At 71.2% G+C, this 12,697-nt stretch carries 11 protein-coding genes; 3 read left to right on the forward strand and 8 right to left on the reverse strand.

Annotation, left to right across the window (positions count from 1 at the left end; translation table 11 throughout):
• Positions 1-38 precede the first annotated feature (38 nt).
• The gene (locus ACIOKD_RS08040) at positions 39-1,025 is read right to left on the reverse strand and encodes an acyltransferase domain-containing protein (RefSeq protein ID WP_402079819.1); all 987 of its coding nucleotides are present in this window, start codon (positions 1,023-1,025) and stop codon (positions 39-41) included.
• Positions 1,026-1,111: 86 nt separating this feature from the next.
• Between ACIOKD_RS08040 and ACIOKD_RS08045 the strand changes: the two genes are divergently transcribed.
• A complete protein-coding gene (locus ACIOKD_RS08045; RefSeq protein ID WP_402079821.1) occupies positions 1,112-1,375 on the forward strand; it encodes a DUF6343 family protein in 264 nt (87 codons plus the stop codon).
• 90 nt (positions 1,376-1,465) lie between these two features.
• Here the strand turns inward: ACIOKD_RS08045 and ACIOKD_RS08050 are convergent, their stop codons facing one another.
• The 4 genes from ACIOKD_RS08050 to rpsA form a co-directional block, all read right to left on the reverse strand.
• Positions 1,466-1,846: a tetratricopeptide repeat protein gene (locus ACIOKD_RS08050; RefSeq protein ID WP_384816022.1), complete on the reverse strand. Its 381-nt coding sequence runs from the start codon at positions 1,844-1,846 to the stop codon at positions 1,466-1,468.
• Positions 1,847-1,939: 93 nt separating this feature from the next.
• Positions 1,940-2,548, reverse strand: a complete 609-nt coding sequence (gene coaE, locus ACIOKD_RS08055; RefSeq protein WP_402079825.1) for a dephospho-CoA kinase — start codon at positions 2,546-2,548, stop codon at positions 1,940-1,942.
• Positions 2,549-2,688: 140 nt separating this feature from the next.
• The gene (locus ACIOKD_RS08060) at positions 2,689-3,627 is read right to left on the reverse strand and encodes a PAC2 family protein (RefSeq protein ID WP_402079828.1); all 939 of its coding nucleotides are present in this window, start codon (positions 3,625-3,627) and stop codon (positions 2,689-2,691) included.
• 241 nt (positions 3,628-3,868) lie between these two features.
• The gene (rpsA, locus tag ACIOKD_RS08065) at positions 3,869-5,395 is read right to left on the reverse strand and encodes a 30S ribosomal protein S1 (protein ID WP_402079830.1); all 1,527 of its coding nucleotides are present in this window, start codon (positions 5,393-5,395) and stop codon (positions 3,869-3,871) included.
• 403 nt (positions 5,396-5,798) lie between these two features.
• Between rpsA and ACIOKD_RS08070 the strand changes: the two genes are divergently transcribed.
• Positions 5,799-6,716 (forward strand): class I SAM-dependent methyltransferase, encoded by a 918-nt coding sequence (locus ACIOKD_RS08070; protein ID WP_402080677.1) that lies wholly within the window; start codon positions 5,799-5,801, stop codon positions 6,714-6,716.
• 30 nt (positions 6,717-6,746) lie between these two features.
• Positions 6,747-9,332 (forward strand): ATP-dependent helicase HrpB, encoded by a 2,586-nt coding sequence (gene hrpB, locus ACIOKD_RS08075; RefSeq protein ID WP_402079833.1) that lies wholly within the window; start codon positions 6,747-6,749, stop codon positions 9,330-9,332.
• Positions 9,333-9,339: 7 nt separating this feature from the next.
• Here hrpB and ACIOKD_RS08080 read toward each other — a convergent pair whose 3' ends face one another.
• The 3 genes from ACIOKD_RS08080 to ACIOKD_RS08090 form a co-directional block, all read right to left on the reverse strand.
• Complete coding sequence (locus tag ACIOKD_RS08080) at positions 9,340-10,332, reverse strand: DUF3068 domain-containing protein (protein WP_402079835.1); 993 nt, start codon at positions 10,330-10,332, stop codon at positions 9,340-9,342.
• A gap of 47 nt (positions 10,333-10,379) precedes the next feature.
• The gene (locus tag ACIOKD_RS08085) at positions 10,380-10,514 is read right to left on the reverse strand and encodes an SPW_0924 family protein (protein WP_402079838.1); all 135 of its coding nucleotides are present in this window, start codon (positions 10,512-10,514) and stop codon (positions 10,380-10,382) included.
• Between the two features lie 177 nt (positions 10,515-10,691).
• Entirely contained in the window at positions 10,692-12,404 is a 1,713-nt protein-coding gene (locus ACIOKD_RS08090) for a lytic transglycosylase domain-containing protein (RefSeq protein ID WP_402079841.1), read from the reverse strand.
• Positions 12,405-12,697 lie beyond the last annotated feature (293 nt).

Raw genomic sequence — 12,697 nt, forward strand, 5'->3', positions numbered from 1 at the left:
GTGTTCAGGCCACGGAGCTGGAGCCGCCGACGTACCGGTCAGAGCGCGAACCACCCGTGGCCGCCGTACCAGTGACCGCCCGCCCGCAGATGGTCCCCCACCGCCCGCTCCACGCCGGTCCGCCGGGGAAGGTCCGCCACAGGCAACTCGGGGTCGCCGAAGACGAACGCGACAGGAGCCTTGTCGTCCGCCTTCGTCTCCTCGCGGGCGATCCGGAACCGCTCCTGGAAGCGCACGATGTTGGAGTCGGCGGGCAGGTACCGCGGCAACTGCCGGTCGAGCAGCCAGGAGTGGCAGACCGCCACCGCGTAGTGCTCGTCCGGGTAGTGGCGCGCGAAGAAATCCCGGGCCCGGTCGATCGACCGGTCGCAGGCCTCCGGTGACAGCGGTCCCCGGAAGTCGGCGATGTGCAGACTCAGACAGGGCTCACCGGGCCCTGTGCCGAGCCCCGCGCCCGCCGCCGCCTGCCCGGTGCGCCCGCCCAGCCGGGCACGCTGGAACTGCAGCCGCCCCAGCTGGTACAGCTCCCCGTGGAAGTGCAGCCCGATCCACCACGGCACCAGCAGCCCCGTCGTGCCGGTCCGCCTCCGGTGCACGGCCAGGTTCCGGCCCAGGTCGGCGAGGGTGCGCCGGGACACGTCCGCCGGGATGTCCCGCTGTCGGTGGTAGGCACGCACATACGGCAGCGCGGCGATGAAGACGAACACCTGGAAGGTGCGGCCCAGCACCCCGGTGGACTCCGGGAACGCCGGCGGTTCCCATCCCCCGCCGATCTTCCCCATGTCACGTACGAACCGGTCGACGCACAGCCCGAGCAGCTTCACCGCCTCCGGGTCCGCCGCCAGCCGGGCGCGCAGTGCGACCAGTTCGTTGACGCACTCGTGCGGTACCGCCAGGTCGAGCAGTACGTCCGGCAGCTCGACCGCGTCAGGAAGGACCGCCTCCGTGCGCGGCGCGCCCTCGCTCTCCAGGTCCCTCAGCCATCCGGCGAGCTTCTCGTCCGCCCGCAGCTCCTCCACCAGCACAGCCGCTCCCCGTCCGCCTACTCGCCCGCCCCAGGTGCAATGTGCCCTACGAAGAGTACGTTTTCCTGGTAGGAGTAGTGATCCCTATGCGTACGGGCAGTGAACCGGCAACCGCGCGCAGTGCGCTGCGAGCGCGGCTGTGGCTGAGTGTGTGGGGGTTTGTCTGGGCGATCGTGGGGACGGCCCTGTTCGCTCTCGTCGGGCGGACGGGCTGGGCGGTCGCGTGCGGTGTGTTGTGGCTGATCGTCACCGTCGATCTGGCGATGATCCTCAGACATCTCCGCCAGGTGCCGCACTACCAGCCGGGCCCCGGCATCCCGCCGTACCCACCACCGGACCGCCGCGTCTAGACCCGGCCCAGCCCGCCACCCGCGCTGAACCAAGTGGCTCGGACCAGGACCGGAACGAAACCCGGAACCAGGCCCATGGGCGGGCCCGGCTCAGGAGTCGAACCGTGCCGCGGCCAGGTACTCCGGCTGCGGGTCAAGCGCCGCCGCGAGCCGGAAGTGGCGCATGGCCTGCGCCGGCTGCCCGGAGCGCTCATAGGTCCGGGCGAGTGCGAAGTGCGCGAAGGCGTTGTCCGGTTCGCGCTCCAGCACGATGGTGAACTCCAGCTCGGCGGGCCGAAGCTGCGCCGCGGCGAAGAAGGCCCGCGCGCGCAGCAGCCGTGCGGCCGTGTTCTCCGGGTACGCGGCGATGACGTTGTCGAGCAGCTTCACCGCGCCCCTGGGATCCCGCGCGGCGAGCAACTGCTCCGCGGCACGGAAGTCGATGACATGCGTCTCCGGAGTACGTCCGGCGAATCCGCTGGTCTCGGGCACGGCACATTCCTTCCCTCGCTGCGGGGACTCAACGCCTGGCGGACACCCACTATTCCGAGGACGCCCGCTACTCCCCGGTTCCGAGGACGCCGGCTACTCCCCGACCGCCCTGGCCCGCCGCCCAAGGTCCGCCCACACATCCCGCACACGCCGCCGCAGCGTTTCCAGGGGCACGTCGTTGTCGATGACGACGTCCGCGATCTCCCGGCGCCTCTCGCGGGTGGCCTGGGCCGCCATACGGGCGCGGGCGTCCTCCTCGGTCATGCCGCGCAGCCGGACGAGCCGGTCGAGCTGTGTCTCCGTACTGGCGTCGACCACGATCACGAGGTCGTACAGCTTCGCGAGGCCGTTCTCCGCGAGCAGGGGCACGTCGTGCACGACCACGGAGTCCGCCGAAGCGGCCTCTTCCAGCTCGCGGGAGCGGGCGCCCACCAAGGGGTGCACGACCGAGTTCAGCACGGCGAGCCTGTCCGGGTCCGCGAAGACGATGGAGCCGAGCTTCGGCCGGTCGAGCGTGCCGTCCGCGGCGAGCACTTCCTCACCGAAGGCGTCGACCACGGCCGCCAGCCCGGGTGTTCCCGGCGCGACGACCTCCCGCGCGATCCTGTCGGCGTCGATCAGCACGGCCCCGTGCTTTACGAGCAGCCGTGACACCTCACTCTTGCCGGCCCCGATCCCACCGGTCAGCCCCACCTTCAACATGCCAAGGAGCATAAGCCCGGGGCCGGACCGGGCCCCGTCAGGGGCGCGGGGAACCGCGCGCCCGGCCACGACGCACCCGCGGCCGGCACCCGGCCCTCCCCGCGAAGCGGGAACACGCGGCCGCGCTCGAAAAGAGCGGGCTACGCATCGCCCTCCCGCTCCGCCAGGAACTTCTCGAATTCCATCCCGATCTCGTCCGCGGACGGGATGTCCACCGGCTCGGCAAGCATGTTGCCCCGCGTCTCGGCGCCGGCGGCGGCGTCGTACTGGTGCTCAAGCCCCTGGACCAGGGCGACGAGTTCCTCGTCGCCCTCCTGGATCTGCCGGTCGATCTCCGTCTGCGTACGGTGCGCCTCGGTGCGCAGCCCGTGCGCGATGCCCGGCAGCACCAGGCCGGTCGCGGCCGTGATCGACTCCATGACCGTCAGCGCGGCGTCCGGGTACGGGGAGCGGGCGATGTAGTGGGGCACGTGCGCGGCGATGCCGAGGACGTCGTGCCCGGCCTCCATGAGGCGGTACTCGACCAGGGACTCGGCACTGCCCGGCACCTGGGCCTCGTCGAAGGGGCTGCGGTGGCCGGGGACGAGGTCCGTGCGGTTGCCGTGCGGGGTGAGGCCCACGGGGCGGGTGTGCGGGACGCCCATGGGGATGCCGTGGAAGTTCACGGACAGGCGGACGCCGAGGCGCTCCACGATCTGCTGGACGGCCGCGGCGAAGCGCTCCCACTCCACGTCCGGTTCGGGCCCGGAGAGCAGCAGGAAGGGCGCGCCGGTGGCGTCCTGGACGAGCCGCACGTCCAGTGTGGGCTCCTCGTAGTCGGCCCAGCGGTCGCGCTTGAACGTCAGCAGCGGACGGCGGGCGCGGTAGTCCACGAGCCGGTCGTGGTCGAAACGCGCGACGACCTGGTGAGGCAGCGAGTCGAGCACCCGGTCGACGATCTGGTCGCCGGTCTCGCCCGCGTCGATGTATCCGTCGAAGTGGTAGAGCATGACAAGACCGGCCGACTCCTGGGCGAGTGCCACGTCGACCACGGCCAGGCCCTTCGGCTCCCATGCGTACAAACCCTGCGGATCAAGCACTGTGACCGCTCCTCCTCGTGTTCGTATGCGACAACACGGGTTGGGACAGGGGCATTCCCGGTTCACACCGCTTCGCTGCCGCCTCTTACCGGCTCCTCATGCCCACGACGGACACGCGCGCGGGTGCGAGTGCGGGTACATGCGCGGGTGCGAGTACGGGTGTGGGACCACGCACCGCGGGCCCGCACCCAAGTGGGTGCGGGCCCGCGGTTACCAGCTAGCTACCGCTGGCGGTGAGCTTTCAGCTCTGGCCGCCGGCGAGCTTCTCGCGCAGAGCCGCCAGGGCCTCGTCCGACGCCAGGGCGCCGGAGTTGTCGTCCGACTCCGAGGAGTACGAACCGCCGCCACCGCCGCCACCGCTGCCACTGCCACTGGAGGCGGCCGGAGCCGCACCCGGGGTGGTGACACCCTCGGCCTCGGCCTGGGCGTCCGCCTCGCGGGACTTGATGACCTGGGCCTGGTGCTGCTCGAAGCGCGTCTGCGCCTCGGCGTACTGCGTCTCCCACACCTCACGCTGGGACTCGAAGCCTTCGAGCCAGTCGTTGGTCTCCGGGTCGAAGCCCTCGGGGTAGATGTAGTTGCCCTGGTCGTCGTACGACGCGGCCATGCCGTACAGCGTCGGGTCGAAGTCGACCGTGGCCGGGTCGGCACCGAAGGCCTCGTTGGCCTGCTTCAGCGAGAGGCTGATGCGACGGCGTTCGAGGTCGATGTCGATGACCTTGACGAAGATCTCGTCGTTGACCTGGACGACCTGCTCCGGGATCTCCACGTGGCGCTCGGCCAGCTCGGAGATGTGCACCAGACCCTCGATGCCCTCGTCCACGCGGACGAACGCACCGAACGGAACCAGCTTCGTGACCTTTCCGGGCACGACCTGGCCGATCTGGTGGGTGCGGGCGAACTGCTGCCACGGGTCTTCCTGCGTCGCCTTCAGCGACAGGGAGACACGCTCGCGGTCCATGTCGACGTCGAGCACCTCGACGGTGACTTCCTGGCCGACCTCGACAACCTCGGAGGGGTGGTCGATGTGCTTCCAGGAGAGCTCCGAGACGTGCACCAGGCCGTCGACGCCACCCAGGTCCACGAAGGCACCGAAGTTGACGATCGAGGAGACGACGCCGGAGCGGACCTGACCCTTCTGCAGGGTGGTGAGGAACGTCTGGCGGACCTCGGACTGGGTCTGCTCAAGCCAGGCACGGCGGGACAGAACCACGTTGTTGCGGTTCTTGTCCAGCTCGATGATCTTGGCTTCGAGCTCCTTGCCCACGTAGGGCTGGAGGTCGCGGACACGGCGCATCTCGACGAGAGAAGCCGGCAGGAAGCCACGGAGGCCGATGTCGAGGATGAGTCCACCCTTGACGACCTCGATGACGGTGCCGGTGACGATGCCGTCCTCTTCCTTGATCTTCTCGATGGTGCCCCAGGCGCGCTCGTACTGGGCGCGCTTCTTCGAGAGGATCAGGCGGCCTTCCTTGTCCTCCTTCTGGAGAACAAGGGCTTCGATCTCGTCGCCGACCTTGACGACCTCGTTCGGGTCGACGTCGTGCTTGATCGAGAGCTCGCGGCTCGGGATGACGCCTTCGGTCTTGTAACCGATGTCGAGCAGGACCTCGTCCCGGTCGACCTTCACGATGACGCCGTCGACGATGTCGCCGTCGTTGAAGTACTTGATCGTCTCGTCGATCGCGGCGAGGAAAGCTTCCTCGTTGCCGATGTCGTTGACCGCTACCTGCGGCGTGGTAGAGGTGGTCTCGGTGCTGCTCGTCATGTGGGAAAGGGCTCCGGTACGGACAGTGAGTCGTAGGTACTGCTTACGCCGGGAGCCCGTTTCGCTCTGAAGACGGCCGGACAGCCAAGGAAGCGCCGGATCCGGGCCGTGTTCGATGAGAACACTCGCCGGTGGCGCCTCGAAAACCGAGGGGACATACGACAGATGCGAGCGCAGCCTGCTACGTCTGAGGAGCGCAGGCCCGCAGCGCAACTTGTAGCATACGGGGGCAGCCGGACAGGGTCAATGCGCGAAGGCGCACACCCGGGGCGGATCGCCGCATACCCGGCACAAGACCCACGCGGCGGCAGCCGCATATCAGGCAACGCCACAGGGTCACGCGGATTCTGTGGTGCCACTTTCGTGACCGCCGCCATGACGGACCGCACGGAAGTGACCGCAGATTAATACGAGGGAGCCGATCATCCAAGAGCCCGAACCGTCCCGGTCCGAAGCGTCCTCACCCGAGGCGTCCGGGTTCGAAGCGTCCGAACCCGAGGCGACCCGACGCACGGCGGGGGGCTCCGAGAGCTCCCGTGCCAATCGCGGCTGGTGGGACCGGAACGCGGACGACTACCAGGTCGAGCACGGCACGTTCCTCGGTGACGACCGTTTCGTGTGGTGCCCCGAGGGCCTCGACGAGATCGAGGCCGAGCTGCTGGGCCCGATGGAGGACCTGAAGGGGAAGGACGTCCTGGAGATCGGCGCGGGGGCCGCCCAGTGCTCGCGCTGGCTGGCCGCCCAGGGCGCCCGTCCGGTCGCCCTGGACCTCTCGCACCGGCAGCTCCAGCACGCCCTGCGGATCGGCGCCGACAGCGTCCGGCTCGTCGAGGCGGACGCCACGGCGCTGCCCTTCGCGGACGGCTCCTTCGACCTCGCCTGCTCCGCGTACGGGGCGCTGCCCTTCGTCGCCGAGCCCGTGAGAGTTCTCCGGGAGGTGCGCCGGGTGCTGCGGCCGGGCGGCCGGTTCGTCTTCTCCGTCACGCATCCGGTCCGCTGGGCCTTCCCCGACGAGCCGGGACCCGAGGGGCTGAGCGTGGCCTCCTCGTACTTCGACCGCACGCCCTACGTCGAGCAGGACGAGGACGGGAACGCGGTGTACGTCGAGCACCACAGGACGGTCGGCGACCGCGTCCGGGACGTGGTGGCGGGCGGTTTCCGGCTGGTCGACCTGGTCGAGCCCGAGTGGCCCGCCTGGAACACCCAGGAGTGGGGCGGCTGGTCGCCCCTCCGGGGAAACCTGATCCCGGGCACGGCGATCTTCGTGTGCGAGCGAAGCGAGATGGGGGCACCCCCGGCCGGAGGCGGGGGGAGAGACTGAGCGGGTGACCCGTACCGAGCATGTGATCGTGTGATCCGTCATGACGCCCTGGACGTGCTGCCCGTACGCGGCGCGCTGCCCGGCCTGAGGGACGCCCTTCGGGACCGTGGCGCCGCGGTGCTCGTCGCGCCGCCCGGCACGGGCAAGACGACCCTCGTACCGCTGGTGCTCGCCGGCCTCGTCGGCGAGGAGCCGGCGCGGCGGGTCGTGGTGGCCGAGCCGCGGCGGATCGCGGCGCGGGCCGCCGCGCGGCGGATGGCGTGGCTGCTCGGCGAGAAGGTCGGGGAGAGTATCGGTTTCACCGTCCGCGGGGAGCGAGTGGTCGGGCCACGCGCGCGCGTGGAGGTCGTCACGACCGGGGTGCTGCTGCAACGGCTGCAGCGGGACCCGGAACTGGCGGGCGTCGACGTGGTCGTGCTCGACGAGTGCCACGAACGCCATCTGGACGCGGACACGGCGGCGGCGTTCCTGCTGGACGTCCGGGCCACACTGCGCCCCGAGCTGCGACTGGTGGCCGCTTCGGCGACGACCGACGCCGAGGGCTGGGCCCGGTTGTTCGGCGGTGTGCCGGTGGTCGAGGCGGCGGGCGTCTCCCATCCGGTCGAGGTGGTGTGGGCGCCGTCCGTGCGCCCTGTGCGGCCACCCCACGGGATGCGGGTGGATCCGGTGTTGCTGACCCATGTGGCGTCGATGGTGCGCCGGGCGCTTACCGAGCGGGACGGCGATGTCCTGTGCTTCCTCCCCGGGGTCGGGGAGATCGCGCGGGTCGCCGGGCAGCTCGGCGGACTCGGCGATGTCGAGGTACTGCAGGTGCACGGGCGGGCGCCGACAGCCGTGCAGGACGCGGTGCTGTCCGGCGGTAGCCGGCGCCGGGTCGTCCTCGCCACGTCGGTGGCCGAGTCGTCGCTGACCGTTCCGGGTGTGCGCGTGGTCGTGGACTCCGGACTGGCGCGCGAGCCGAGGGTGGACCACGCGCGCGGCCTGAGCGCGCTGACGACCGTACGGGCCTCGCAGGCCGCCGGGAGGCAGCGGGCCGGGCGGGCGGGGCGCGAGGCTCCGGGGGCGGTGTACCGGTGCTGGGCGGAGGCCGAGGACGGGCGTCTGCCACGTTTCCCGGCGCCGGAGATCAAGGTGGCCGACCTGACGGCGTTCTCCCTCCAGGCGGCCTGCTGGGGCGATCCCGACGCCTCGGGGCTGTCTCTCCTGGATCCGCCGCCGGCGGGCGCCATGGCGGCGGCGCGGGGCGTTCTGGCGGCCGTCCGCGCGGTCGAATCCGACGGGCGGCCCACGGAGCGGGGGGTACGGATGTCCCGGCTCGGGCTGCATCCGCGGCTCGGGCGCGCGCTGCTGGACGCCGGGGCGTCCGTCGGTGCCGAGCCGGCGGCCGAGGTGGTCGCTCTGCTCAGCGAGGAGCCGCCGCGGGAGTACGGCGACGACCTCGCCGCCTGTCTGCGGGCCGCTCGGCGTGGCGGGGACGCCTATGCCGGGCGGTGGCGGGCCGAGGTCCGGCGGCTGCGCGCCGCGGCCCCGTCTCGGACTGCGTCCGGCGCGGCGGGAGGGTCGACCGACGGCCGCGGGTCCGTCGTGGCCGGTCGCGCGGTTCCCCGCACGCCCGCCGGGGCGCCCCGAGCCGGTGGAACTGACGACCAGGCGGTGGGACTTGTCGCCGCGCTTGCCTTTCCTGAGCGGGTTGCCCGACGGCAAGGGGGGTCCTTCCTCATGGTGGCCGGGACTCGGGCCGAGGTCGGGGAGGGCAGTGGGCTCCGGGATGCCTCCTGGATCGCCGTCGCGGTCGCCGACCGGCCGCTGAACGCGGGGCACGCGCGCGTGCGGCTCGGGGCCGTGGTCGACGAGGAGGTGGCGCGCGAGGCGGCGGGAGCCCTGTACGCGGAGGGTGACGAGGTGCGCTGGGACGGCGGGGACGTCGTGGCACGGCGGGTCCGACGGCTGGGAGCCGTGGAGCTGGCGGTACGGCCGTTGCGCGACGCCGACCCCGGACTCGTACGGGAGGCGTTGCTCGAAGGGCTGGCGGCGGAGGGGTTCGGGTTGTTGCGGTGGTCGCGGGACGCCGAGGTGCTGCGGCAGCGGCTCGGGTTCCTGTACCGGCAGGTCGGCGCTCCTTGGCCGGACGTGTCGGACGACGCGCTCCACGCGCGCGTGGACGAGTGGCTGGAACCGGAGCTGGGCCGCGCGCGGCGGCGGGCCGATCTGGAACGCGTCCAGGCGGGGCAGGCGCTGGGCCGGCTGCTGCCGTGGGCGTCCGGGGCGGCGGCCCGGTTCGACGAGCTGGCGCCGGAGCGGTTCGAGGTGCCGAGCGGGTCCAGGATCCGGATCGACTACGCGGATCCCGAGCGGCCGGTGCTCGCGGTGAAGCTGCAGGAGATGTTCGGGGCGCAGGAGTCGCCCACGGTCGCGGGGGTGCCCGTACAGGTGCATCTGCTGTCGCCCGCGGGGCGCCCGGCCGCCGTCACCTCGGACCTCGCGTCCTTCTGGAAGGACGGCTACCGCAGCGTACGGGCGGAGTTGCGCGGGCGGTATCCCAAGCACCCCTGGCCCGAGGACCCGGCGGGCGCGCGGCCGACCCGGCACACGAACGCCCGCCTCAGCAGGGGCTGAACCCACCTCAGGCGCTCAGCGGCTCGGCCTCCCGGGCCCGCGTCTGTGAGGGGTCGCCCGGGCGGCGGCCTCGGGCCTCCAGGTAGAGGGAGAGCGCCAGGAGTCCGACGCCCAGGACGAGGAAGCCCCAGGGCAGGTACGAGGACAGCAGTGCGACGACGAGCCGCTGGGACTTGACCAGGTCGACGGTCGAGCGGATGTAGTCCTCACGCATCTTCACGTGTCCGGCGAAGGCGGTCACCTTGTCGCGGTCGCCCAGGAGGGTGCCGCCGCGCAGTTCCTCCCGGTGGATCTCCTCCCCGTAGACGGGTGCCCCGGTGACGGGTTCGACCCAGAACCTGCGGACCGTGGTGTACCAGCGGGTCGTGCCCGTCCTGGCGACCGACTCCGCGGTGATGCCTTTGACGGGCATGGTCCTGGGGAAGGGCACCTTGGTCCAGGGGATGGTCTGCTCGAAGTAGTAGACGTCGACGCCCCGGAAGTTCTGTGTGCCCTTGTAGTGGATGGGTTCGGTGATCCGGGCCTGCGCGTCGAAGTACTCGTAGTCCCTCTTCTCCGTGCGGAAGGGCCACTTGAACTCGATGCCCTCGCGTCTGACGGGGTCGCCGTCGACGCTCTCGCCGGTGGCGTGGACGGGTTCCTGGGTGTGCGCGTCGAAGATGTACCGCTCGGGGATCCTGGAGACCATCTCGCCGTCGGGGCCCTGGACGTAGGAGAGGCCGTCCCAGACGACGACATCGCGGTTGGCGGTCCTCTCGATCCTCTCGGAGGCCTCGACATTGCCCTTGAGGGTCTGGACGACCGTGACTTTGTCGACCTTCTTGGCGGTCATCGAGCCGTAGTCGAGGAGGGTGGCGTCCTTCGCCTCCAGAACCATGTCCTGGTACTGGTCCGCGGGGACCTTGGCCACGCGCGGGAAGGCGTACCAGCGCAGCAGCGGGGACAGCGCCGCGAAGAACACGGCGAGGGCGAGCAGGATCAGACTGGCCTTGCGGCGCATCTCGGCGGCCCTCCCTGTGCGTGGTGAGTGTGCGCTACGGGTGTGCGCTACGGGTGGCTCGGGACGGTGGTGAGCAGCGGTTTCGGTGAGGTCTCGCCCGCGGGCGAACCCATGGCCGTGATGAGGAGCACCAGTGCGAACGCGAGGGCCAGACCGGTCGCGGCGGCGAGCAGGGCGCGCATGCGGGCCTCCCGGCACAGGCGGAACCGAGTTCATGGAGCGGAACCGACCCCATGAACTGATACATCGTCAGGTCGGGCACCGTAGCAACGGGCGGGCCAGATGAGAACACGTCGCGCACACAACAGCGGCGCCCCCTCACCGCTGGGTGAGGGGGCGCCGCTTGCGCGTCTTCGGGGCTACGAGGCGGCCGCCGCCACCTTCAGCTCGACGGTCAGGGTCGCGCCGCCGGTCGTGGTGATCCGCAGCAGGTACGTGCCCGCCGTGTCGTCCGCGTGCAGCGTCGGCAGCTTCAACAGGCCGTCCTTGCTCGTCTTGAGGCCCGCGAGGGTGCGTACCGTCTTGCCGTCCGCGTCCCTGAAGTACGGGCCCTTGTCGTTCTCGGCCGCGTCGTCCGCCGCCTTGATGAGCGTGGCGGTCGCGGCGACACCGTCCGCGACGGCACCCTTGTACGTGGCCTTCACCTCGACCAGGTCCGCGAACTCGGCGCCCGGGACACAGGTCAGCGCGGTGTCGGCGGTGCGGGCGAGGGCGTCGGCCTGGCGGGCGGTGACCGTCGCCGCGTAGTCGAGGCCCGAGACGGTGCGGCCGACGACGGCGGCGCGCACCTTGAAGCCGCCGGTCTTCTCGCCCGCCTTGAGCGCGGGCGCGGTCGCCACACCGGAGGCGTTGGTGACGACGGTCGCGACGCTCTCGCCGCCGGTGAAGGTCGTGTCGGTGTCGCCGGTGATCGTGAACCGGACCCGGACCTTGGCGACGGCCTTGCCTGCCTTGGTCTCCGTACGGGCACTGATCTTCTCGGCGAAGGTGTCGCCCGCGGTCGCGGTGAGCTTTCCGGTGCCCGCGTCCTCCAGGTGGTCCACCGTCTCGGTGGGTGTCTGGGGCGGAGGCGTCGTGGCGGGCGGGGTGGTGGCAGGCGGGGTCGTCGTGGGCGGGGTCGTGGTGGGCGGCTTCGGCTTCGGGCTCGTGGTGCCGTCGTCCGGGTCATGGGTGCTGGGCGGGGTGGAGGCCGGAGGCGTCAGGCCGGGGCTCGCACCGCCGGTGCCGCTGCCGGTGTCGTTGTCGCTGCGGTTGGAGGGCAGCGAACCCGTGCCGTCCGGGACCTCGTGGGTGCCCTTGCGGTAGTACTCCAGCCACGTCAGGACGGTGTTCAGATAGTCCGTCGAGTTGTTGTAGCTGAGGATGGCGCGCCTGAGGTCGGCACGGTCGGACAGGTCCCAGTCGAACCGGCACAGGTAGTGGCCGGCCGCGAGGGCCGCGTCGTAGATGTTGTTGGGGTCCTTCTTGCCGTCGCCGTTGCCGTCGCGGCCCGACCATTCCCAGGTGGAGGGGATGAACTGCATGGGGCCCACCGCGCGGTCGTGCGTGGTGTCCCCGTCGTACGCGCCGCCGTCGGTGTCGGTGATCCTCGCGAAGCCGATGCCGTTCAGTACGGGGCCGAGGATCGGTGTGATCGTGGTGCCGTTGGCGTCCACCTTGCCGCCGCGGGCCTGGCCGGACTCGACCTTGCCGATGGCCGCGAGGAGTTGCCAGGGGAGGTTGCACCCGGGCTTGGACCCGGCCAGCGACGTCTCGGCCTTCTTGTAGGCGTCGAGGACGGTCGCGGGTATGCCCGCTTCGGCGTCACCCGCGGCCCCGGGGGTGTCACTGCTCGCACTGGGGGACGGTGTCGGGCTGTTGAGCGGCGGGAGGTCCGTGTAATAGGGCGAGTTGCCGGTCGCGCTGTCGTCGGCGTTCGCATCGGGCGAGGGCTGGGAGTTGGCACTCTGCCTGCCCTGGGAGGTGTCCGTGACACCCGGGGCCTGGGATGCGGACAGAGCCGCGACCGCGAGTGCGGCCACGGCGGTGGTCGCCGCCCCCTTGACGACTCGCCTGCCGAATTGCGCCGCCATTGCGTGAACCCCTCCCGTGGACTTCTGTCCGTGCGCGCGTTCCCCTGCTGTCCGGTCGTGCGGCCGTATGCCCCCCATACGGCAACCCAGGCGACCCTACGACAACTTGTGCCGCGCAGACACCTGTTCGGACCCGGTCTTCACCGGTTGGCCATATCCAGTTTGTCCTTCCCCGGCGGCTCCCCGCCATGCCGGGGAAGGCGGGAACCGTTTCCGCATACTGGACGTCACCGATCAAGGACGGCCGGGACTGTCCATCCCTGGACGACCAGGACGTAGCGGTTCGACGTCCC

Origin of the sequence: Streptomyces sp. NPDC087844, from assembly GCF_044742785.1 — a bacterium.
In the GTDB taxonomy this organism is placed as follows: domain Bacteria; phylum Actinomycetota; class Actinomycetes; order Streptomycetales; family Streptomycetaceae; genus Streptomyces.